The following is a 22,467-nucleotide window of genomic DNA, read 5'->3' as shown; positions in this document are numbered from 1 at the left end:
CATGACCTACCCACCTGTGCCAGCGCCGGCACGACTCGCCGCGTGGTTGCCCGATCCCCTCGACGACGCGCTCGTGCGTTACTGGGACGGTCAGCGCTGGACCTTCCACACCGCGGTCCGCCAGATCGCGCCGGTCGCCGCGCAGCCGTCGCCGGCGGTTCAACCGCCACAACCTGCCCTGCGACCGGACGTGGCGGCGGCTGTGGACCGGGTGCGCGGTCTGCTCGTCGGTTCGATGAAGGAGATCAACCTCCTGGGTGATCACCTCAGCTCCGAGGAGCGGGTGCTCGCGCTCACGGGCGCCGCGGGTGAAGGGCAGGGCGTGCTCGTGTGCACGAACCAGCGCCTGCTCTTCCTCTTCGTCGGCCTGATCAGGAAGCAGTTCCTCCACGTCGGCTGGAACCAGGCCAAGGCCGTCGTCTACGACCGCGCGTCGCGCATGTTCTCGGTCTACGTCACCAAGCCGACGAAACGTGCGGTTCCGGCGTTCTCGGTCCGCGTCGCCAACCTCGGTGACGCTCAGATGGTCGTGCAGGCCGCCCAGTCGGCGTCCACGGCACCTCGCCTGGACATCGTCTGAGCGGCCGTCCGCCTCACTTCTTGGAGGAGGCGATCTCGCACTCCTTCGCGTGTTCCAGGCCGAGCGAGATGGACGCCGCGTCGTTGTTCGGGCCGCCGAACGCGTAGCTGACGATGGTCGAACCGGGTTCGTTGTGGACCTCGACGTAGCGGACGCCCTTGCCGCGCAGGCACTGCACGACCCGGTTGGCGAAGTCCAGCGCCTCCGGGTTCGTGGCGTCCTTCTCCCACGGCGGCAGCGGGTCCTTGTGCTCGCAGGCCTTCAGCGCCTTGTCGAGCTCCTCCTTGGTGGGCTGCGGCCTGCCGGGCTCGGCAGCGCGGCCCTTGCGGTCGAGGCCCTGGTCGATCATGCACTGGTCGTGCGGCGCCTGGAGGGCCTCGAGGTCCTCCGGGGTCATGTCGAGGCGTTCGCGGGGCCGTTCCTCCTGCTTCGCGGACGTCGCGGTGGCGCTGCTCGACGGGGTCGAGAGCGAGGCGACCTCCGGGCCTGCGTCCGGCTTCGAGCAGGCGGTCAGGAACAACAACACGAGCGCCAGGGTGGCCTTCTTCATCGGTTTCCTCTCGTTCACGCGGCGAGCGCCTGCGTCGGCGTGAGCCGGGCGGCGCGCAGGGAGGGGTAGAGCCCGGCGGCGGCGCCCACGACGAACGCGGCGAGCACCCCCAGGACGAGGACTTCGAGCGGGATGACGAGCGGCCACCGGTGCAGGGTCGCGTACCCGGCGACGCCGAGCGCGCCCAGTGCCGTGCCGGCGAGGCCGCCGAGGCCGGACAGCAGGACCGCCTCGGTCAGGAACTGCGAGCGGATGTGCCCACGGGTGGCGCCCAGAGCACGGCGCAGGCCGATCTCGCTGCGGCGTTCGAGCACGGAGATCACCATCGTGTTCGCCACGCCGACGCCGCCCACCAGCAACGCGACCCCGGCGAGGCCGAGGAACAGGGCGCTGTAGGAGTTCTGGGTGGCGCGTTTGGCGGCGAGTGCGTCCGACGGGCGGCTGACCTGCACGAGTCCGGGGATCTCGCTGTGCAGGGTGGCGGGCAGCACGGCGCGGACGTCCTCGATGGACTCCTCGCGCGCCTTCACGTAGACGACCGTCGGGTGGCCGTCGAAGCCGAGCTGGGTGCGGGCGGCGTCCCAGCCGACGAGCACGGACCGTTCGAGGTCGGGCGCGAGCGGCAGCGGCGCCAGCACGCCCGTCACGGTGAACCACCGCTCCCCCACGAAGATCGCGGGCCGCGCGCCGACGTCCGGGATGCCGAGCCGCTGCGCCGCGACGTTGCCGAGGACGACGCCGGGGAAGTCCGGCTTGGGCAGGAACTCGCCGCTGCTGAGCCGGCCGTTGACGGTGGCGAGCAACGCCGGGGTGGCGGCCAGGACGGTGATGTCCGAGCTGTGGCCGGGGTCGAGCAGGTCGTTGCGGCGGACGCGGGTGTGCGTGTTGGCGACGGCCGCCGCCTCGGTGACCGGGCCGATGCGCTCGACCATCGCGACGGACTCCGGGGGCAGCTTGACCGGGTCTTCCTGGCGCGGGGCGGGCTGGGCTCGGAGCAGATTGGTGCCGAGGGTCGTGAGCTCGTCGAGCAGCGCCTGCTGGCTGGAGGCGGGGATGCCGGTGACGACCACGACGGTGGCGGTGCCCAGGGCGATGCCGAGGGCGGAGAGGGCGGCGCGCAGGCGGCGGGTGCGCATGCCCTGGGAGCCGACGGACAGCAGGTCGCGCGGGGAGAGGCGGGTCATCGCACGCCTCCACGGGAGATGGCGGGCATAACGACGGTGTCTTCGCCCGTGGGGATGGCGGGCAGGACGGAGGTGTCCTCACCCGTGGCGACGGCGGGCAGCACGGTGGTGTCCGTGCCCGTGTCGGCGACGATGCGGCCGTCCCTCAGCTCCACCCGGCGCGGCAGCGACGCCGCGATGTCCCGGTCGTGCGTGATCAGGGCGATGGTCGTGCCCTGTCCGTGCAGCTCCCTGAGCAGCTCCAGCACCGCCTGTCCGTTGGCGGTGTCGAGCGCCCCGGTCGGTTCGTCGGCGAGCACCAGCGCCGGGTTGTTCACCACGGCCCGCGCGATCGCGACCCGTTGCCGTTCGCCACCCGACAGCTCCTGTGGCCGGTGCCCGATGCGGTGCCCGAGCCCGACCCGTTGCAACGCCTCCACGGCCATCCCGTGCCGGTCCTTGCGCTTCACGCCGGCGTACAGCAGACCGGTCGACACGTTCTCGGCGGCGGTGAGCCCGTCGGACAGGTGGAACTGCTGGAACACGAACCCCAGCCGGCTCCCCCGCAGCGCGGACAACCGGCGGTCGGACAGCGTCGAGACGTCCTGCCCGTCCAGCTCGACCACGCCGGACGACGGCAGGTCCAGCGTGCCCACCAGGTGCAGCAGGGTCGACTTGCCCGAACCGGACGGGCCCACGATCGCCAGCAGCTCGCCCGCCGACACCGACAGGGACACGTCGTCCAGCGCCGTGACGCCACCGGGGTAGTGCTTGCTCACCGACCGCAGGGCGAGGACAGGGGTCACGACGCCGTCACCACTTCCAGGCCCGCGGTCAGGCCGTCGCCGGACACCTCGACCTTGTCCTGCGAGTACAGCCCTGTTTGGACGGCCTTCAAGGCGCCGGAGGGCAGCTGCAGCGCGTAGCCGCCCTCCTTCAGGGCCACCAGCGCGGCCAGCGGCACGGTCAGCACGCCGGTGCGGCTCTCCGACACCACGGTCACGCGGACCGGCGCGGTGTCGAGGTCCTCGACGTCGGCCGGGTTGTCCGGGGTCACGACGACGTCGGTCTTCGGGGCGGTGCCGTTCTCGGGCGGGGTGGCCACGGGCGTCACGGAGGTGACCTTGGCGGGAACGGGGCGGTTGTCGGGGCGCACGATCGTCGCCGCCATGCCCGCCTTCAGCGTGCCCGCCTCGGTCACCGGGATCTGCAACGTCACCAGGCGCGTCGTGGGGGTCAGCTCGAACAGGTCCTCGGTCGCCAGAGCGCCCAGCTGGGCCTTGAGAGCCCCCACGCGCATCGGGCCGTCCAGGACGAGCACGCGGCCGGGCGCGAGGGTGCCGGTCTGCTCGACGCCCAACGCCTTCTGCCACTTCTTCAGCGCGTCGACGACGCGCGGGGTGAGCTCGGCCTTGGTCGTGTCCTTCGGGCGGGTGCCCACCGAGTAGCCGAGGGCGGCGAGGTTGTCCATCACGACGGCCACGTCGGAGCCCTTCAGCCCCGGCGCGTCCAGGGCGCGAAACAGCGGGGTCGCGCCGAAGAAGACGACCACCGGCTGGTCGTCGACGCGGTAGAGCTCCTTGCCCTGTTCGGTGGTCTGGCCGGGGGCGGGGAGCTTGGTGACGGTGCCCGCGGCGCCCTTGACCAGGCGGGCCGCGCCGAAGCCCAGCTGGGCCTGCAGCGTGCGGGTGTTCGTGAGGTCGCCCAGCTGCACGGTCGTGGTCTTCACGGCCACGACCGGGGCCGCGGAAGGCTCGGCCGGCCTGCCCCGCACCACCAGCACCACGGCGATGACGACCACGACCACGACGGTGGCCGCGACGATTGTCCTGCGCATGCCGTGGATCTTCGGAGGCACTTGTGAGGATCCTGTGTCGAACCGGTGAGAGCGGCGAGGGCGTCCCTATAGTCGGCCCGGTGAGCGCTCTCATCCTGGTCGCGGAGGACGACGAGAACCAGGCCGAGCTGGTGCGCCGCTACCTGGAGCAGGACCACCACCGCGTGCTGGTCGTCCACGACGGACGGGACGCGCTCGACACCGCCCGCAGGCACGAACCGGCGCTCGTGGTGCTGGACCTGATGTTGCCGGGGCTGGGCGGGCTGGACGTGTGCCGGGCGCTGCGGGCGGACTCGGACGTGCTGGTGCTGATGCTGACGGCACGGTCCACTGAGGACGATCTGCTGCACGGCCTGGGCATCGGCGCGGACGACTACATGACCAAGCCGTTCAGCCCGCGTGAACTGGTGGCGCGCGTGCGCACGTTGCTGCGCAGGCTCCCCGCCCGGGCCCCCGCGCCGGCGCTGCGGGTCGGGCCGATCGTGGTGGACCAGCTGCGGCACGAGGTGACGGTGCGCGGCGCGCTGGTCGAGTGCACCCCGGGCGAGTTCGGGCTGCTGGAGGTGCTGGCGTCCGAAGTGGACAGGGTGTTCAGCCGCGAGCAGCTCCTGGAACGCATGCACGGCATCGACAGCTTCCTCACCGCGCGCACCGTCGACACGCACGTGAAGAACCTGCGCCGCAAGATCGAGACCGATCCGCGCTCCCCCGCGCACCTGCTGACGGTGTACGGGATCGGCTACAAGCTCACGGCCGGGCGCGCTGATGCGCCGTAGCGTCTTCACCCGGCTGCTCGTGGTCGTGGTCCTGATCGCGGTGTGCTCGATCGCCGCGACGGCGTGGCTCGCGACCCAGTTGACACAGGCGTCGATCGCCCGCGAGCAGGGCCGCGAACTGGCCTCCGACAACAGGATCTACGCCACCCTGCTCGGCTACGCGACCACGCACCGCGACTGGTCCGAAGTGGACAGCTGGGTCGGGTCGCTCGTCAGCGAGCACCCCGGGCGGCGGATCGTGCTCGTCACCAAGGACGGCCGCACCGTGGCCGACCGGGGCGGGGACGGCGGTCAGCTGCCCGCGAAGGCTGCGGCCGTGGTGGATCCGCTGGAGGTCGACCCGGTGCTGGTGCCGGGCGCGCCCGCGGACCGGATCGACAAGCGCGTGCTCGGGCCGTTCCGCACGCCGATCGACTTCCGCGACCGGGAGGACCCGACCGGCACGCTGTTCTGCCTGCGCCTGGTGAAGAAGGGCGAGGCGCGGCTCGACTGCCGCGAACGCGACCTGCCGTTCGACACCCGTGCCGACTTCACCGCGTTGCTCGAACTGGAGGACCTGGTCAACGCCTGCCTGGCGCGCAGGTCGCTGCCCGCGGTCGACCTCGACCCCGACTTCACCCCGGCCGAGAAGCAGTCCTCCGGGAGGCCGCCGCCGGACGAGCCCGCCGTCGCCGCCTGCGTCGCCGCGTCCCGCAAGGAGCAGCTCACGCCGTACGTGGCACAGCCGGTGCTGCTCTACCTGACGAACCCGACCGGCACGCCGACCGCCGCCATCTCGTTGTCGGGCAACGGCTGGCGGGTCGTGGGCGCCGCAGCCGCGGTGCTGCTCGTCGCGGTCGGGATCGCCGCGTTCGCGGGCGCGCGCATCACCCGGCCGCTGCGCGCGTTGACGGCCGCGGCGACGCACATGTCCCAGGGCGGGGACATCCCGCCGGTTCCGGTGCGCGGGCAGGACGAGATCGCGGGCCTGACCAGGGCGTTCAACACGATGGCCGCGAACAGGGCGCAGCTGGAGCAGGCGCGCAAGGCCATGGTCAGCGACGTCGCGCACGAGCTGCGCACGCCGTTGAGCAACATCCGGGGCTGGCTGGAGGCGGCCGAGGACGGCGTCCACGACCTGGACCCGGCGCTGATCACCCTGCTGCTCAAGGAGGCGCTGGTGCTCCAGCACGTCGTGGACGACCTCCAAGACCTCGCCGTGGCCGAGGCGGGCTCCCTCCGTCTGACGCTCGATCAGGTGAACGTCGCGGCCATCTTGGAGCAGGTCCAAGCAGCGCACGAGGCGCGGGCGACGCAGGCCGGGGTCACGTTGGCGGTGACGGCCGACCGCACCCTGCTCGTGCGGGCCGACGCGCTGCGGCTGCGGCAGATCCTCGACAACCTCGTCGCCAACGCCGTCCGCTACGTCCCGTCCGGCGGCTCCGTCACCGTGGAGGGGACGCAGCAGGACGGCGCCTGTGTGATCACCATCAGCGACACCGGCGCGGGTATCGCGGCGGAAGATCTGCCGCACGTCTTCGACCGGTTCTGGCGTGCCGACAAGTCGCGCAGCCGCAGCACCGGGGGCAGCGGGCTGGGTCTCGCGATCGTCCGCAAGCTCGTCGAGGCGCACGGCGGAACGGTCGATGTGACCAGCACGACAGGCATCGGAACCACGTTCCGCGTCCGATTGCCGGAACTCACCTGATACACCCAGCGTTAGTTCGCTGGAGAGGAAACCGGTGATTGTTCCCATGCCTGCGAGCGCGCCCCGTCGCACGGGCTCGTTCGTCCTGACCGAAGACGTGACCGTCCGGGTGACCGGGCAGGCGCGCACCGCGGCCGCGTTGCTGCGCGAGCACGTCTTCCGGGAGACCGGCTACCTGCTGGCGGAGTCGCCGGACGGGATGCTGATGGTGTCGCACGACCCGGCCATGCGCGGGCTCGGCCCCGAGGGGTACGCGCTGCTGGTCAGCAACGACGCCGTGATGCTGCGCGCGGGCACGCAGGCCGGGCTGCGGCACGGCGTGCAGTCGTTCAAGCAGCTGATGACCCGCGACGCCACGGTCCGCGCGGCCGACGTGCGCGACTCCCCCAGGTTCGCGTGGCGCGGTGTGTCGAGCGCGTTGCTGCCGCCGGCGGAGATGCGTCAGGCGATCGACCGGATGGCCGCCTACAAGCTCAACGTGCTGCACGTGTTCCCCGAGGGCGACCCGGAGGCGATCCGCGAGCTCGTCGAGTACGGCCGCGACCACGGCATCACGGTCGTGCCGGAGCTGAGCCCGGCGACGATCGAGCTGCTGGAGCTGTTCCCGAGCAGGTGGGTGCACATCGGTACGGCCAAGCTGACGACGAAGTTCGCCGGTTTGCTGGAACGCCACGGCAAACTGCCGGTGCGCTGGCACGAGGGCGGCGCGGACGTGCTGGGCCCGCACGGAAAGCTCGCCGAGGGCGACGCCGGGCTGCGCGCGGTCGCGACGGCGGGCTGGGTCGGCGAACTGCAGAGCACCAGGGCCGTCGCACCCGCCTGGTAGGTCGTTCACAGCAGTGGCGTGAACGCAGGTCACGCCACTGCCCCGGTTCACATGTTTAAGTTTGATCAGCAGGGGTGAACGGGCAGGGTTCCCTGTCCGGCACGGGAAATTCCGCTGCACCCGGCCTTGCGGTCACGTCCGTGAACATGTCCGTTGCCTGTTGTCCGGTCGTCATGATCTGTTTCGCGCGGTGGGCGCGTGCGATTGTGATTGCCGTGCGGGCCTCTTCGAAGTTCCGGTCGGTTCACCGTTTCCGCCTGCTGCTCGTGGACGACGACCGGGAGCTGGTGGAGCTGCTCGCCGCGGTGCTGCGCGGCGAGGGGTACGACGTCGACGTCGCGTTCGACGGGCAACGCGGGCTGCACCTCGCGCTCACCCATCCGTACGACGTGGTGGTGATCGACCGCGCGCTGCCGGTGCTCGACGGGCTGGACCTGGTGTCCCGGTTGCGTTCCCGGTCCGTGCGCACGCAGGCGTTGATGCTCACCGCCATGGGGTCGGTGCTCGACCGGATCGACGGTCTCGACGCCGGTGCGGACGACTACCTGACCAAGCCGTTCGACCTGCGCGAGCTGACCGCGCGGCTGCGGGCGCTGTGCCGCCGGTCCGCGGAACTGGCCGCGGTGCTGCACATCGGCGCCGGCAGCCTGGAGCTCGAACAACACCAGGTCGTGCTGCCCGACGGCGAGAAGGTCCCGCTGACCACCCGGGAGTTCGCGCTGCTGCGGGTGCTCGCCACGCATCCGGAGACCGTGCACACGCGGGCGGCGTTGCGGCGCACGGTGTTCTCCGACGCCCCCTCGCAGTCCATTGTGGACACCTACGTGCACTACCTGCGCTCGAAGGTGGGACGGTCGGTCGTGCAGACGGTCCAAGGCATCGGCTACCGGTTGGGGGCGCTGTGACGGCGTGGGAGCGATCCGAGTTCCGGCGGGCCCGGCTGCGGGTGAGCGTGCTGGTGGGACTCGCGATCACCGTGATGATCGCGTTCGTGGGCGCCATCGCGTACACGGTCATGGTGCAGGCGCAGCAGACCGAGGTGTCGCGCGAGCTCCGGTACAACATCGCGTACGGCGTACCGGGCGTCGCGCCGAAGTGCGCGTGGGTGTTCGTGCTGGAGGACGGCGTGCTCGACGTCGGCCCGTTCGAGGTGCCCGGCGGGTTCCCGCTGCGCCCCGACATCGACGCCGTGCACACCACGGGCACCGCCGTGCCGCGTGACGTCACCGCGAACGGCACCGAGTACATGGTCCTCACCTCACCGGGCACCGACGGCACGACCGTGCAGGCCGTGTTCGATCTGCGCTACCAGCTCGCCGACCGCGCGCACCTGCTGTGGGCACTGGCCATCGCACTCGCCGCAGGCCTGCTGGTGGCCGCCCTGATCGGCTTCGGCGTCGGCCGCCGCACCGTCGCGCCGTGGGCGGAGGCGCTGGCCCGCCAGCGACGGTTCCTCACCGACGCGAGCCACGAGCTGCGCACCCCGATCGCCCGCGCCTACCTGCGCGCCCAGCTCCTCGCCGCCGCGGCGGACCTGCCGGACTCGCAGCGTTCCAACCTCGACGCGCTGGCCCGCTCGATCCGCGGCCTCGCCGACGTCGTCGACGACCTGCTGCAGTCCGCGCAGCTCGACCCGCGCGACGCCAAGCCCGTCGACCTGGCCGACATCGCCGAGGCCGCCGTGGTCGGCGAGACCGAACGGGCCGCCGAACGCCGCATCACCCTCGCCCTGGACCACCCCGGGCACCCGCTGGTGGTCGACGGCATCGAGACGGGCCTGCGCCGCGCGGTGGACGAACTGCTGGCCAACGCCGTGCGCCACACCCCGGAGGGCGGCCGGATCGCGGTGAGCGTGCGGTCGGTCGACGGCCAGGTGGAGCTGGTCGTCGCGGACAACGGCGAGGGCTTCGCGGCGGCGGACGCGGAGGGGTTGTTCGAGCGGTTCCGGCACGGGCCGGGTGAGGGGCGGTTCGGGCTGGGGCTCGCGCTGGTGCGGGAGATCGTGACGGGGCACGGCGGCACGGTCTCGGCCGCGGGCAGGCCCGGTGGTGGGGCGCGGTTCACGCTGCGGATCCCGGTCGCGGGCAGGCGGGCGGCGGAGAGGGAACGGATCTCCAGCGCCTGCCCGTGAGAGCGCGCCCACGGGCAGAGCCGGCTTGCGAGTCACCACCGTTCGCTCACCATTCCGCTGAGACCACCACCTCGGCCGCCACCCGGACGTCCTCGTCCAGCGGCCGGTCCGGGTCCACCGGCTCGATCGCCGCCGCCAGCGCGTCCAGCAGCGCCGCGCACCTCGGCGCGGTCGGCCGCCGGCCACCGACGTGCACGGCCTGCCGCAGTCCCAGCGCGAGCGACCCGCACAGCAGCCGCAGCAGCTCCGCCAGGTCGTAGGCGCGCAACGCGGCCTGCGTCCCGAACGGCACCACGTCCTGGTTGTGCAGGTTGGTCGGCAGGCTCTGCGTGCTCGCCGGCAGCACGCCGCGCCGGATCTCCGCGACGAACGCCGTCGTCGCGAGTTGGACGCCCTGCAAGCCGTGCTGCCGGCCCGGCCCGGCGGCGAGCATCGGCGGCAGGCCGGTGTTGCGGGCCGGGTCGACGAGCAGGTCGAGCTGGCGTTCGGCGAGGTTGCCCAGCGACGCCGTGACCATGGCGAGGACGTCGGCGGCGAAGGCGGCGGGCTGGCCGAAGAAGTTGCCGCCGTGCGCGACCAGGTCGTCGTCGGGGAAGAACAACGGGTTGTCGCTCACGCCGCCGAGGTCCGCGGCCACCACGCCGTCGACGTAGCGCAGGGCGTCCTCGGCGGCGCCGAGGAGCTGCGGTGAGCAGCGGATGCTGTACGGCTCCTGCAACGCCCGCAGGCCGCTCGGGGTCGTGCCGTCCAGCGTGGAGCGCATCCACGACGCCACGGTCACCGCGCCGGAGTGGCCGAACGCCGAGATCAGCCGGGCGTCGGCGAACCCGGGATCGGCGCCGACCACGTCCACCAGCAGGCACGTCAACGAGGCCAGCGCCCGGTGCGACGCCCGCACGGACGACAGCGCGAGCGACAGGGCCGCGGTCGTGACCGAGGTGCCGTTCACCAGGGCCAGGGCGTCGCGGCCGTCCAGCACCAGCGGCGTCAGCCCGGCCGCCGTCAACGCCTCGGCCGCGGGCCTCCGGACGCCGTCGAGGTAGGCGTGCCCGCGGCCGCGCAACGCCTGGGCGGCGTAGGCGAGCGGTATCAGGTCCCCGCTGGCACCGACGGACCCGTAGCGCGGCACGGCCGGGACGAACGTGGTCGCGAACATCTCGGTCAGGCCCGAGACGACGTGCGCGGACACCCCGGACAGTCCCTGGGCGAGCGACCAGGTCCGCACGAGCATCGCCGCGCGGGTGATGTCCAGCGGCAGGTCGGGGCCTTGCCCGGCGCCGAGGTGTGCGAGGGTGTTGTCGCACTGGTCGGCTTCGGTGGCGCGGCCCGCGAACCCCACCAGGGCACCGAACCCGGTCTTGGCGCCGTACACCGGGCGTTCGTCGTCGGCCAGCACCGTGCGCAGGTACGCGCGGCCGCGTTGGACGCGGTCCAAGACGTCGGTGCCGGCCAGTACGGGCAAAGGCTGAGCGGCGCGCAGCAGCTGCGCGGGAGTCAGGGGCGAACCCAGGTCCACGGACGTGTCTGAAGCGGTCGTGGTCACCGCACGGACGGTAGGCAGCCGATCTCAGAAAGTTCTGAGATCGCGTGGGTAGCTTCCCCGTCCATGGCTCACGACTACCTGATCATCGGCGCCGGACCGGCCGGTGTGCAGCTCGCCGCACTGCTCGAGCGGGACGGTCGCGACTACGCCGTCCTCGAACGGGGCAGCGGGGCCGGCACGTTCTTCACCCGCTACCCGCGGCACCGCAAGCTCATCTCCATCAACAAGGTCCACACCGGGTTCCGCGACCCGGAGCAGCGCATGCGGATGGACTGGAACTCGCTGCTGCTGGACGACCCCGACCTGCTGTTCACCCGCTACACGCCCAAGTACTTCCCCGATGCCGACGACATCGTCCGCTACTTCCAGGACTGCGCGGCCGGCCTGAACGTCACCTACGACGTCGACGTCACGCGGATCTCCCGCGACACCAACGGGTTCGTCGTCGAGGCGGGCGACCGGACCTGGCACGCTCGAAACGTCGTGATGGCCACCGGCGTCTCGCAGCTGTACGTGCCGCCGATCCCCGGCATCGAGCACGCCGAGCGCTACGACACGTTCGACACGGACCCCGAGTCGTTCACCGACCAGCGGGTGCTCGTGATCGGCAAGGGCAACTCCGGCTTCGAGACCGCCGACGCGCTGGTCGAGCACGCCGCCGTCATCCACGTCGCCGGCCCGCACTCGGTGAAGCTCGCCTGGCAGACCCACTACGTCGGGCACCTGCGCGCGGTGAACAACAACTTCCTCGACACCTACCAGCTCAAGAGCGAGAACGCCGTCATCGACGGGTCGATCGAACGCATCGAGCAACGGCCAGAGGGTGGCTACCGGATCCAGTTCCGGTACGCGCGCACGGTCGAGAAGGTCCGCGAACTGGAGTACGACCGCATCATCGCGTGCACCGGCTTCCAGTTCGACGCCTCGATCTTCGCCGCCGACACCGCCCCGGCGCTGATCATCAAGAACCGCTTCCCGCAGCAGACCTCGGCCTTCGAGTCCACGAACGTCCCCGGCCTCTACTTCGCGGGCACGATCACCCAGTCCCGCGACTTCAAGAAGTCGACCAGCGGGTTCATCCACGGCTTCCGCTACGGCGCCCGCGCACTGCACCGCGTCCTGAGCGCCCGCAACCACGGCGTCGACTGGCACGGCGAGGACCTCGACCTCTCCCCCGAGGCCATCAGCGACGCCGTGATCGCCCGCGTCAACACCTCCTCCGCGCTGTGGCAGCAGTTCGCGGTCATGGGCGACGTCGTCAGCGTCACCGGCGCGAAGGCCCGCTACTCCGAGGAGGTCCCGGTCGCGTTCGTCGCCGACGGCGGCCTCGGCCCGGCCGAGCACCGGTTCGTCACGACGCTGGAGTACGGACCGGACCACGACACGATCGACCCGTTCGACATCGCCATCCCGCGCGTCGCCGAGAACGACGCGGCGAACGCGGCCGACGCGAGCTACCTGCACCCGGTCGTCCGCTACTACCGGCACGGCGTGCTCACCGCGACCCACCACCTCGCGGAGAACCTCGAGAACCACTGGGACATGCCGGAGGTGCACCAGCAGCCGCTGGTGGTGTTCGTGAAGGAATGCCTTGGCGGCGCGTGAGCCGTTCCCGAAGGCGGTGCTCGACGTGATCGGCGCCGCCCGGGACCGGCCGGTGTTCGAGCACGGCACCCGCGTGGTGACCGGCACGGAACTGCTGGACCTGGTCGCGCGGATCGCGACCGGGTTGCGCGGCAACGGGATCGGGCCGGGGGACGGGCTCGCGTTGCTGCTCGGGGTGAACGCCGAGGCGTTCGCGACGATCCTCGCCGGACACGTGGTGGGAGCGCGGGTGGTGGGGGTGCGGCCTGGGCTGACGGACGCCCAGGTCGCCCACCTGCTCGCGCTGGACATCAAGGCAGCGGTGGTCGACGGCTCGGTCGTGCTGGGCAGTGCGAGCGGACCGCTCACGCGCCTGTCCGTCGACGATCTGCTCGCGCACTCCCCAGGCTTCCGGCTGTCACCCGACCTCCTGCACTCCCCCGGCCTCCCGGACTCCCCCGACCCGCTGCGGTGCGAAGGCCGCCCGGCCGACATCGCCCGCCTTCTGCACACCAGCGGCAGCACCGGCACCCCCAAGGCCTGCGCCCAGACCTACGCCTCCATGACCAACGCCTGGACCGCACACCCGCAAGCCTGGCCACCTGCAATCCGGGACCTGGCCACGCGACTCGACCGCTACCTGGTGTTCGGCTCGCTGTCGAGCCAGGTCATGTTCGAGTACGCCGTCCTCACCCTCACCGCCGGCGGCACCATCGTCGTCGCCGGCAACCCGGCCACCGCGATCACCGACTACCAGGCCACCGCCCGCGTGATCACCGTCCCTGGCCTCGCCAAACTCGTCGCCTCCCAACAGGAATCCCCGGCCGACCTGTCGTCGCTGAAGGCCCTGCTGGTGTCCGGCTCGCCCCTCACCCCCGACCGCCACCGCGAGGCCCTGGAGACCCTGGGGCCGGTGCTGTTCCACGGCTACGGCCAGACCGAGACCGGCATGATCTCCATGGCCACCCCGGACGATCCCCCCGGCACGGTGGGAAAACCCCCGGTCGACGTGGAGCTGCGCGACGGTGAGCTGTTCGTCCGCACCCCCGGCCAGGGCTGCGGCTACTGGGGCGATCCCGAGGAGTCGCACGAGGTCTTCACCGACGGCTGGGTCCGCACCCGCGACCTCGGCCGGTTCGACGCGTTCGGCTACCTGCGGCTCACCGGCCGGGCCCGCGACGTCGTGATCGTCAACGCCAACCTGCACTACGTCGGGCCGATCGAGCAGGTCATCGCCGAGCACCCGGACGTCGCGGAGGCCTACGTCGTCGCGGTGCCCGACGACGAGACCGGCGAGGCGCCCCACGCCTACGTCGTCCCGAAGGGCCGGGTGCCGGAACTCCACGAGATCCAGCGACTCGTCACCGAACGGCTCGGCGCGGCGTGCGCGCCGCGCCAGGTCACCGCGATCGCGGAGCCACCCGTCGCCCCCAGCGGCAAACCCGACAAGCGCGAGCTAAGGAGAAGGTCTTGTCCAGCGAGGTAACGACCGAGTGTCTCGTGATCGGCGCGGGTCCGGCGGGATTGCAGGCGTCCTACCTGCTCAAACAGGCCGGACGCGACCACCTGGTGCTGGAGTCCGGCGCGGCCGCGGGAACGTTCTTCACCCGCTTCCCCCGGCACCGCCAGCTGATCTCCATCAACAAGGTCTACACGGGCTGGGACGACCCCGAGCTCAACCTGCGCGTCGACTGGAACTCGTTGCTGTCCGACGATCCCGCGCTGCTGTTCACCTCCTACACCCCGCGCTACTTCCCCGACGCCGACGACATGGTCCGCTACCTCGGCGACTTCGCAGTCAAGAACGACCTGCCGGTCCGCTACGACACCAGGGTCGTCTCGGTGACCCGGCCGGACGACTTCGTGGTGCACGACCAGCACGGCGGCACCTACCGCGCCAAGCGGATCATCGTCGCGACCGGCGTCTCCCAGAAGTACGTGCCCGACATCGACGGCGTCGAGCACGCGGAGCACTACTACGACGTCTCCGTCGACCCGCAGGACTTCGTCAACAAGAAGGTGCTGATCATCGGGCGCGGCAACTCGGCGTTCGAGACCGCCGACGCGTTGATGGAGACCACCTCCGTCATCCACGTCGCCGGACCCGGATCGTTGAAGCTCGCCTGGCAAACGCACTTCGTCGGCCACCTGCGCGCGGTGAACAACAACTTCCTCGACACCTACCAGCTCAAGTCGCTGAACGCGTTGCTGGACGGGCACATCGTCGGCATCCGCCGCGACGGCGACGCCTTCTACGTGAAGGTCAGCTTCCAGCGGGTCGACGAGGTGATCAAGGAGATCCGCTACGACCGGGTCATCCTCGCGACCGGCTTCCGGTTCGACGCCTCGATCTTCGCGCCCGAGTGCCGGCCGCAGCTCACGATCAAGGACCGCTTCCCGGACCAGACGGCCGCGTGGGAGTCGGTGAACGTCCCCGACCTGTTCTTCGCGGGCACGATCACGCAGATGCGCGACTTCAAGAAGTCGACCAGCGGGTTCATCCACGGCTTCCGCTACGGAGTGCGCGCCCTGCACCGCATCGCCGAACAGCGCTACCACGGCGTCGACTGGCCCAGCCGGACCGTCGAGCCCACTTCGGACGCCATCACCGATGCGATCATCGAACGGGTCAACCGCACCTCCGCGCTGTGGCAACTGTTCGCGTTCCTCGCCGACGCCGTGCTCACGCTCAAGGACGGCACGGTCCGCTACGTCGAGGAGGTGCCGCTCGCGCACCTGCACGAGGCCGTCGCCCGCGGCGAGTTCGGCGACGTCGAGTCCTACCTGACCGTGACGCTCGAGTACGGCGCCGACCACGACAAGGTCAACCCGTTCGACATCACCGCCGGACGCACCTCCCAGCAGGACACCAGCGGGCTCGACGGCCGGTACCTGCACCCCGTCGTGCGCCGGTACCGGGACGGAACGCTGGTCGACGAGCACCACGTCACCGAGAACCTCGAGAACGAGTGGGACAGCGAGAACGTCCACAAGGCACCGCTGCGGGAGTACCTCCGGTGAACCCACTGCTCGCGGAACTGCACGACAAGGCACGCGCGGTGCTCGACCCCGTCCACTACGACTTCTTCGCGGGCGGGGTCGGGGACGAGGTCGTGCTCGCGGACAACGAGGCGGCCTTCCGCCGCCTCGCCCTGCTGCCGAGAGTGTTGCGGGGCAAGGAGATCCCGGACGACTTCCCCGTGCTGATCTCCCCCACCGCGTTCCACAAGCTCGCCCACCCCGACGGCGAACTCGCGACCGCACGGGCGTTGGACGGCACGGTCCTGGTGGCGAGCATGGCCTCGACCGTGCCGATCGCCGACGTCGTCGAGGCGGCTACCGGACCGGTGTGGTTCCAGCTCTACGTCCAGCCCGACATGGAGATCACCGAAGCCCTGGTCCGCCGCGCCGAACGAGCGGGCTGCGAAGCACTGGTGATCACCGCCGACTCCCCCGTCTTCGGACGGCACCGCCGCGACCTCGCCCACGGGTTCCACGACCTGCCCGCCGGACTGGCCGCCGAGAACATGCGCGACCTGGCCGGCGTCCCGCTGCGGAACATCGAGATGTCACCAGAACTGTCGTGGGACCACGTCGACCGGCTGCGCCAGATGACCCCGCTGCCGTTGTGGGTCAAAGGAATCCTGCACCCGCAGGACGCCACGATCGCCATCGGCCACGGCGTCGCCGGCATCATCGTGTCCAACCACGGCGGACGCCAGCTCGACCTCGTCCCCGCCGCGCTCGACGCGCTGCCCGCCGTCGTGTCGGCCGTCGCCGGACGCGTGCCGGTCGTGCTCGACGGCGGCGTCCGCAGCGGAGGCGACATCGCACTGGCACTCGCGCTCGGCGCGTGCGGCGCAGGGATCGGCAGGCCGGTGCTGTGGGGCCTCGCGGCCGACGGCGAACAGGGCGTGCGCCGCGTCCTCGACGTGCTGCGCGACGAGTTCCTGCACGTCCTCACGCTCTGCGGCGGCGAACTCACACCGGACATGGTGGTGGCGCGGTGCTGAACTGGCTGCCAGCACGCGTGGTCGCGTTGCGCGCCAAGGTGTTCGAGAAGGTCAACGGCGACAACGCCATCACGTTCCCCAACGAGCAGGTCGGCCCCGACCGCTTCCAGGAGCTCTACAGCCACCCCGCCGCGAACGGCCGCAGCAAGGGCGCCGGGCTCTCCGACCTCTTCTGGTACTGGCTCTCCCCCGGCCCCGAGGTCCACCAGGAACACCTCGAAGCAGGCCCCCGCTACGACGACGTGGCGCGCGCGACCCGCACGTTCCTCGCCGGGTCCAGCACCGACCTCGCCTCCGCCGCGACCCGGTGCACGGCCAAGGTCCTGGACGAGGTGCTCCGCGGGCGCGTCACCCACGTACGGCTGCGCGAACTGATGATGCCCGTCTGGGCCGAGTACTTCTACGAACTCGTGTTCGGCGAACCCTGCCCACGCCACGCCCGCGACCTCATCGTCGCCCACGCCACCGACGTCGTCACCTCGCTGAAGTGCACAGGTCTGCGCCATCCCGCCCGGCGCGCCCGCCTCACCCGGTACCTCAGCACGCGACTGGACGACGTCCGCCACCCGCTGCCCGAAACCCTGTCCGAGACCGAGCAGGTCCACTACCTGCAAGGAACCTACTTCAACACCGCCGTCGTGCAGATGGCCGAGGCCATGGCCCACCTCCTGCTCGCCCTCGCACAGCACCCCGCGGCCGCCGCACGGATCAACGACGACCGGTACTTCGCGCACGTGCTCGACGAGACGTTCCGGCTCTACCCGCTGTTCGGCATCGCCCACCGCATCACCACCGACGACATCGTGCTCGACGAGCACACCTCGTTCCCCGCCGGATCGGTGCTCTGCTTCAGCTACCCCGCCTACCACGCCACCGGCTACACCGACCCCGACGCCTTCGACCCCGGCCGCTGGGAGAACACCGCCGCCCGCAACGAACACCACATCCCGTTCGGCGTCGCCGCCAACCGCCCCTGCCCCGCCTGGCGCCTCTCCCCCATCATCATGCGCGCCTCCGCCCGCGAAGTGCTCCGCCGCGTCACCCTGCACTCCACCGTCACGCACACCCGCTCGTTGCCCAGCCGCGGCCCGTGCCTGCTCGTCCGCGACGGCCCCGCACCCCGCCGCCGACTGCGCTACCTGCGCCTGCGCGACCGCTGGGAGGACCTCTGGCGCAGCGTCGTCCAGCTCGTCCTCGGCACCGCGATGGTGCTGCACGCCCACCACCTCCGGCCGGCAGGCCGCTACTTCGACACGCACGACACACAGGGTTGCCCGGTCCGGCACTGATCCCCAGGAGATCCCGGTGAACCAGATCCACTTCGCGTTGCAGGTCTTCGCCGCGCTGGCCGTCGTGCTCGTCGCCACCACGGTGTGCGGGCGCCTCGCCATGCTCGTGCGACAGCCCAGGGTCGTCGGCGAGATGGTCGCCGGCGTCCTGCTGGGACCCGCACTGCTCGGCGCCGTCGCCCCCAGCGTCCAGGCCCAGCTGTTCCCCGCCGACGTCAAGAGCACCCTCTACGTGCTCAGCACGATCGGACTCACCTTCTACATGTTCCTCGTCGGGTCCTCTTTGGACCACGGCCTCACCACCGGACCCAACGCCCGCAAGGCAGGCGTGCTCGCCGTCTCCGGCATCGTGCCCACGTTCCTGCTCGGCGCCGGCGCCGCCGTGCTGTTCTTCGACACCCTCAGCCCCGAGGGATCCAGCCTCTGGGTGTTCATGCTGTTCGTCGGCGGCGCCCTGTCGATCACCGCGTTCCCCATGCTCGCGCGGATCCTGCAGGAACGCGGCATCGCCAACACCCCGATCGGCGGCCTCACCCTGGTCGCCGCCGCGATCGACGACGCGGTGGCGTGGGCGTTCCTCGCGCTGATCATCGCCGTCGGCGCCTCCGGCAGCGCGACCGGCGCCCTGCGCACCATCATCGGCGCGGCGATCTTCGCGGTCCTCATGCTCACCCTCGGCCGCAAGTGGCTCGCCAAGCTCGGGGAACGCGCCGAACGCGACGGCAAGCTCAGCCGCGACATGATGGCGATCATCCTGCTGATCGTGCTGGTGGCCGGCTGGTTCACCGACTGGATCGGCGTCTTCTCGGTCTTCGGCGGGTTCATCACCGGACTCGCGATGCCGAAGTCCGCCGTGGTGCGGCACGAGCTCGAGACCAAGCTGACCGACCTCAACTCCATCCTGCTGCTGCCGGTGTTCTTCGCGTTCAGCGGCCTCAACACCCAGATCTCCGGCTTCGGTTCCGGTGGCGCGCTGTGGGTCCCGCTCGCGGTGATCATGCTGGCCGCGTTCGCCGGCAAGTACCTCGGCTGCGGGCTCGTGGTCCGCGCCCAGGGCTACTCGTGGCGGTACGCCTCGGCGGTGGGCGGCCTGATGAACGCCCGCGGGTTGATGATCCTCATCTTCATCAACATCGGGCTGGCCTACGAGCTGGTCACGCCGGAGATGTTCGCGATCCTGGTCGCCGTCGCGATCGTCACCACCGCCGCGGCGATGCCGATCTACCGGGCCTCTCTGCCTGATCATCTGGAGGCGGCCGCGGACGTCCGCGCTCCGGAGAAGGTTTCTTCTTAGTCCGCACTGAAGCTACAGGGCGAGTGGTCACACGCGTGCTGCCGGATGGCTAGGCTCGGCTGATGGACACCAGCCGGCAGACGCGCGTGCACCAGGCGTTCGACGACTTCTTCCAGCCCGCCGAACCGAACCCGAACTGGGTGCTGGACCTCTTCCGGCGCACCGCGAGCACCGTGCCGGCGTACGCGAAGCTCTTGCGGGCCAACGACATCGATCCCCAGGACATCCGAACAGACGCGGACTTCCAACGGCTGCCGCTGCTCGACAAGGCGAACTACCACGAGCAGTACCCGCTCCCCGAACTCTGTCGCGACGGCGAACTGACGCAGTCGGACATGATCGCCGTGTCGTCGGGTTCCAGCGGCAGGCCGACGATCTGGCCGCGGGCGCTGGAGGACGAGCTGCACACGGCCAGAAGGTTCGAGCAGGTGCTGGTCGACGGGTTCCACGCCGGCACCAGGAAGACGCTGGCCGTGGTGTGCTTCCCGCTCGGCACGTGGGTGGGCGGGTTGTTCACGCAGGCGTGCGTCCGGCATCTCGCGGCCAAGGGGTGTCCGATCACGGTGGTGGCGCCGGGCAACAACAAGGCCGAGATCCTGCGCGTGCTGCCGGAGTTGGCGCCGCACTTCGAGCAGGTGGTGCTGCTGGGGTACCCGCCGTTCGTCAAGGACGTCATCGACAGCGGCACGGACTGGGCGGCGTACCGGATCAAGCTGGTGCTGGCCGGTGAGGTGTTCAGCGAGCAGTGGCGGGACCTGGTGTCGCGGCGGGCCGGCATCGAGAACCCCCGGACCGACGTCGCTTCCCTTTACGGCACAGCGGACTCCGGGGTGCTGGGGAACGAGACGGCGCAGTCGGTGAGCATCCGGCAGTTCTTCGCGGACCACCCGGACGAGGCGCGGGAGGTGTTCGGGGACTCGCGGTTGCCGACGCTGGTGCAGTACGACCCCGGCAGCAGGTTCTTCGAGGTGCACGACGGGACGCTCGTGTTCACGGCGGACGGCGGGATCCCGCTCGTCCGGTACCGCATCGCCGACGAGGGCGGGATCTTCGGCCACGCCGAGATGCTGGAGATCTGCTCCCGCAACGGGTTCACGCCGCTGCCGGGGCCGGAGCTGCCGTTCGTGTTCCTGTTCGGGCGATCGTTGTTCACGGTGTCGTTCTTCGGCGCGAACGTCTATCCGGAGAACGTGACGGTCGGATTGGAACAACCGGGAATCAGCGAGACGGTCACCGGGAAGTTCGTGATCGAATCCGTCGAGGACGAAGATCGGGACCGGCGGCTGAGGATCACCGTGGAAGCCGCGCCGGGCGCCGAGCCGGACGCGGGTGTGATCGCCGAGGCGGTCAGGTCCCAGCTGCTGAGGCTCAACAGCGAGTTCGCTCACTACGTGCCCGCCGAACGGCAGCTGCCCGAGGTGGTGCTGCGGCCGCACGGCGATCCGGACCACTTCCCGGTCGGCGTGAAACACAGGTACACGCGACGAGCCTGAAATGTGCTTTTGCGCCACAGAGCAATAGCTTTTCGGAACTTCCTCCCGCTGCTTAAAGTTGCGCCTGACCGAATTCAGGGATGTGGTTGGGAAGGAAGTGCTTTGAGCATTTTCAGGCGTGTTCTGATGGCGTTGATGCCACTCGCCATGCTGTTCACCGTGGCCGTCGCGGCGCCGAGCGCGCAGGCGGAGGCACCGGCCGCCGAGGCCGCCGTCGTGGGCGCGGCGTTCGACTCGGAGACCGGTCAGGCGCTCGCCGCCTGGGACTGCAACACCGGCAACGTCTGCTTCTGGAACGGCTTCGGCGGCACGGGTGGCCGGTGCATGTGGGACGTGGCCGACTCGGACTGGACCGCCGGCGCCATCAAGTGCTCCTGGGCCACGACCAAGGAGGTCAAGTCGGTCTACAACCGCGGCACGTCCTCCGCCAAGGGCGTCAGGTTCTACCGCAACACCGGCTACAACAACTCGATCGGCTGCACGAAGCAGGGCCAGAAGGGTGACCTCGCGGGCACCTACCAGGTCCGCTCGCACCAGTGGGTGAGCACCAGCTGCGGCTGAGCCTGAAAACAACGTGAACCGGACGCGGAGACCCAGGTCTCGCGTCCGGTTTTCGTTGCGATAAATGGCGGAGTGACACGCCCAGTATCGTTATGCGCGGTGACCTGGCCTGGGGAGGTTGCTGTGTTGCGCATCCATTTTTCCGAAGGTGATCTGGAGCGTACGCAGGTAGCGGAAAGGGTGGATCCACTCTGGGAAATGGTGTTCAGCTGGCTTCGGCTGACCGAACTGGACAGCGGGTTGTTGTTGCAGCCGTGGCTGCGCGACATCCGCCGCAACGGCGACCGGCAGGTGATCACGTCGGGCGTCCGGATGCTGTCCGTGCTGGCCCCGAAAGGGCCGTACTTCCCTGACTTCATCACGCCGCCCGAGGGGGCGAACGGCCTGGGGAGCGCGCTCGCCGCGATCCGGTCGACCCCGCGGCAGCGGTTGCGCGAGGAGTTCGGGCGGCTGGAGGAGGTGCGTCCCACACCGTCGTGGACACGTCCGCTGGCAGCGGGTGACGGTGAGTCGCTCCTGGGTCTCACCGAGGCGCTCGCCCGCTACCACCGCGCGGTCGTCGAGCCGTACACGGACCTGATCGACGAGGCCGTCGAGACGGACCGGGTGCACCGCAACGGGCTCGCGTCCACTGTGGAGGGCCTGCTGAAGGGCATGTGGCCGTTGATGAACTGGCGGCCGCCGGTGCTGGAGGTCCAGTACGCGCACGACCGCGAGCTGCACCTCAACGGGCGCGGCCTGCGGCTGGTGCCGTCGTACTTCTGCCGCCGCACCCCCGTCGCGTTCGCCGATCCGGGCCTGCCCCCGACCATCGTCTACCCGCTGCACCACGACTGGACCTGGCAACGGCAGCTCTCCAGCGGCCGGCGCGACGAGCACGCGCTCTCGGCGTTGCTCGGCAGCACGAGGTCGGCGGTGCTCGCCGCCATCGGCACCGGCGCCACCACGACCGAGCTGGCGGCACGCCTCGGCGCGTCCCCGTCCGCGGTCAGCAGGCACACGTCGGTGCTGCGGGAGGCGGGCCTGCTCACGACCGAACGGCAGGGGCTGTCCGTGCTGCACCAGCGCACGCTGCTGGGGTCGGCGCTGCTCGGCAAGAACTGAGTTCGCCGCACGCGGAATCCCTGGCGCGCCAGGGGA

General features: G+C 70.7%; 20 protein-coding genes. 15 read left to right on the top strand and 5 right to left on the bottom strand.

The window, feature by feature from the left end; translation table 11 throughout:
- Window position 1: 1 nt before the first annotated feature.
- Entirely contained in the window at window positions 2-580 is a 579-nt protein-coding gene (locus tag ACFWNN_RS00820) for a DUF2510 domain-containing protein (protein ID WP_382437724.1), read from the top strand.
- A gap of 13 nt (window positions 581-593) precedes the next feature.
- Here ACFWNN_RS00820 and ACFWNN_RS00815 read toward each other — a convergent pair whose 3' ends face one another.
- The 4 genes from ACFWNN_RS00815 to ACFWNN_RS00800 are packed head-to-tail and all read right to left on the bottom strand — an operon-like array spanning window position 594 to window position 4,130.
- A complete protein-coding gene (locus tag ACFWNN_RS00815) occupies window positions 594-1,130 on the bottom strand; it encodes a hypothetical protein (RefSeq protein ID WP_382437723.1) in 537 nt (178 codons plus the stop codon).
- A 14-nt stretch (window positions 1,131-1,144) separates the two neighbouring features.
- The gene (locus ACFWNN_RS00810; RefSeq protein ID WP_382437722.1) at window positions 1,145-2,314 is read right to left on the bottom strand and encodes an ABC transporter permease; all 1,170 of its coding nucleotides are present in this window, start codon (window positions 2,312-2,314) and stop codon (window positions 1,145-1,147) included.
- Window positions 2,311-3,099 (bottom strand): ABC transporter ATP-binding protein, encoded by a 789-nt coding sequence (locus ACFWNN_RS00805; protein WP_382437721.1) that lies wholly within the window; start codon window positions 3,097-3,099, stop codon window positions 2,311-2,313. The genes ACFWNN_RS00810 and ACFWNN_RS00805 overlap by 4 nt, the downstream gene beginning before the upstream one ends.
- Window positions 3,096-4,130, bottom strand: coding sequence for a peptidoglycan-binding protein (locus ACFWNN_RS00800; protein ID WP_382437720.1), 1,035 nt, complete (start codon window positions 4,128-4,130; stop codon window positions 3,096-3,098). The genes ACFWNN_RS00805 and ACFWNN_RS00800 overlap by 4 nt, the downstream gene beginning before the upstream one ends.
- A gap of 80 nt (window positions 4,131-4,210) precedes the next feature.
- Between ACFWNN_RS00800 and ACFWNN_RS00795 the strand changes: the two genes are divergently transcribed.
- The 5 genes from ACFWNN_RS00795 (at window position 4,211) to ACFWNN_RS00775 (ending at window position 9,550) form a co-directional block, all read left to right on the top strand.
- The gene (locus tag ACFWNN_RS00795; protein WP_382437719.1) at window positions 4,211-4,906 is read left to right on the top strand and encodes a response regulator transcription factor; all 696 of its coding nucleotides are present in this window, start codon (window positions 4,211-4,213) and stop codon (window positions 4,904-4,906) included.
- A complete protein-coding gene (locus ACFWNN_RS00790; protein WP_382437718.1) occupies window positions 4,896-6,593 on the top strand; it encodes an ATP-binding protein in 1,698 nt (565 codons plus the stop codon). Before ACFWNN_RS00795 ends, ACFWNN_RS00790 begins: the two co-directional genes overlap by 11 nt.
- Before the next feature lie 34 nt (window positions 6,594-6,627).
- Window positions 6,628-7,419, top strand: a complete 792-nt coding sequence (locus tag ACFWNN_RS00785) for a glycoside hydrolase family 20 zincin-like fold domain-containing protein (protein WP_382437717.1) — start codon at window positions 6,628-6,630, stop codon at window positions 7,417-7,419.
- 215 nt (window positions 7,420-7,634) lie between these two features.
- Window positions 7,635-8,324 (top strand): response regulator transcription factor, encoded by a 690-nt coding sequence (locus ACFWNN_RS00780; protein ID WP_382437716.1) that lies wholly within the window; start codon window positions 7,635-7,637, stop codon window positions 8,322-8,324.
- Window positions 8,321-9,550 carry a sensor histidine kinase gene (locus ACFWNN_RS00775; protein WP_382437715.1) on the top strand — a complete coding sequence of 410 codons (1,230 nt, stop codon included), beginning with the start codon at window positions 8,321-8,323 and terminating at the stop codon, window positions 9,548-9,550. The genes ACFWNN_RS00780 and ACFWNN_RS00775 overlap by 4 nt, the downstream gene beginning before the upstream one ends.
- A gap of 46 nt (window positions 9,551-9,596) precedes the next feature.
- On the opposite strand, the gene ACFWNN_RS00770 is transcribed toward ACFWNN_RS00775, so the two are convergent.
- Window positions 9,597-11,093, bottom strand: a complete 1,497-nt coding sequence (locus ACFWNN_RS00770; RefSeq protein WP_382437714.1) for an aromatic amino acid ammonia-lyase — start codon at window positions 11,091-11,093, stop codon at window positions 9,597-9,599.
- Window positions 11,094-11,156: 63 nt separating this feature from the next.
- On the opposite strand from ACFWNN_RS00770, the gene ACFWNN_RS00765 reads away from it, so the two are divergent.
- The 9 genes from ACFWNN_RS00765 to ACFWNN_RS00725 all read left to right on the top strand — a co-directional run bounded on the left by ACFWNN_RS00765 (window position 11,157) and on the right by ACFWNN_RS00725 (window position 22,431).
- The gene (locus ACFWNN_RS00765; protein WP_382437713.1) at window positions 11,157-12,698 is read left to right on the top strand and encodes an NAD(P)-binding domain-containing protein; all 1,542 of its coding nucleotides are present in this window, start codon (window positions 11,157-11,159) and stop codon (window positions 12,696-12,698) included.
- Window positions 12,685-14,163 carry a class I adenylate-forming enzyme family protein gene (locus tag ACFWNN_RS00760; protein ID WP_382437712.1) on the top strand — a complete coding sequence of 493 codons (1,479 nt, stop codon included), beginning with the start codon at window positions 12,685-12,687 and terminating at the stop codon, window positions 14,161-14,163. The genes ACFWNN_RS00765 and ACFWNN_RS00760 overlap by 14 nt, the downstream gene beginning before the upstream one ends.
- Window positions 14,148-15,698 (top strand): NAD(P)-binding domain-containing protein, encoded by a 1,551-nt coding sequence (locus ACFWNN_RS00755; protein WP_382437711.1) that lies wholly within the window; start codon window positions 14,148-14,150, stop codon window positions 15,696-15,698. The genes ACFWNN_RS00760 and ACFWNN_RS00755 overlap by 16 nt, the downstream gene beginning before the upstream one ends.
- The gene (locus ACFWNN_RS00750; protein ID WP_382437710.1) at window positions 15,695-16,690 is read left to right on the top strand and encodes an alpha-hydroxy acid oxidase; all 996 of its coding nucleotides are present in this window, start codon (window positions 15,695-15,697) and stop codon (window positions 16,688-16,690) included. The genes ACFWNN_RS00755 and ACFWNN_RS00750 overlap by 4 nt, the downstream gene beginning before the upstream one ends.
- Complete coding sequence (locus ACFWNN_RS00745; RefSeq protein WP_382437709.1) at window positions 16,684-17,979, top strand: cytochrome P450; 1,296 nt, start codon at window positions 16,684-16,686, stop codon at window positions 17,977-17,979. The genes ACFWNN_RS00750 and ACFWNN_RS00745 overlap by 7 nt, the downstream gene beginning before the upstream one ends.
- A gap of 16 nt (window positions 17,980-17,995) precedes the next feature.
- Window positions 17,996-19,273 carry a cation:proton antiporter gene (locus tag ACFWNN_RS00740; protein ID WP_382437708.1) on the top strand — a complete coding sequence of 426 codons (1,278 nt, stop codon included), beginning with the start codon at window positions 17,996-17,998 and terminating at the stop codon, window positions 19,271-19,273.
- Between the two features lie 62 nt (window positions 19,274-19,335).
- Complete coding sequence (locus ACFWNN_RS00735; RefSeq protein WP_382437707.1) at window positions 19,336-20,766, top strand: phenylacetate--CoA ligase family protein; 1,431 nt, start codon at window positions 19,336-19,338, stop codon at window positions 20,764-20,766.
- A gap of 102 nt (window positions 20,767-20,868) precedes the next feature.
- The gene (locus ACFWNN_RS00730; RefSeq protein WP_382437706.1) at window positions 20,869-21,327 is read left to right on the top strand and encodes a peptidase inhibitor family I36 protein; all 459 of its coding nucleotides are present in this window, start codon (window positions 20,869-20,871) and stop codon (window positions 21,325-21,327) included.
- A 201-nt stretch (window positions 21,328-21,528) separates the two neighbouring features.
- Complete coding sequence (locus ACFWNN_RS00725; RefSeq protein ID WP_382437705.1) at window positions 21,529-22,431, top strand: ArsR/SmtB family transcription factor; 903 nt, start codon at window positions 21,529-21,531, stop codon at window positions 22,429-22,431.
- Window positions 22,432-22,467: the final 36 nt, after the last annotated feature.

Origin of the sequence: Lentzea sp. NPDC058450, from assembly GCF_042721395.1 — a bacterium.
Lineage (GTDB): Bacteria > Actinomycetota > Actinomycetes > Mycobacteriales > Pseudonocardiaceae > Lentzea.
The sequence above is the reverse complement of the archived record's forward strand: the minus strand, read 5'-3'. Positions and strand labels throughout refer to the sequence as shown.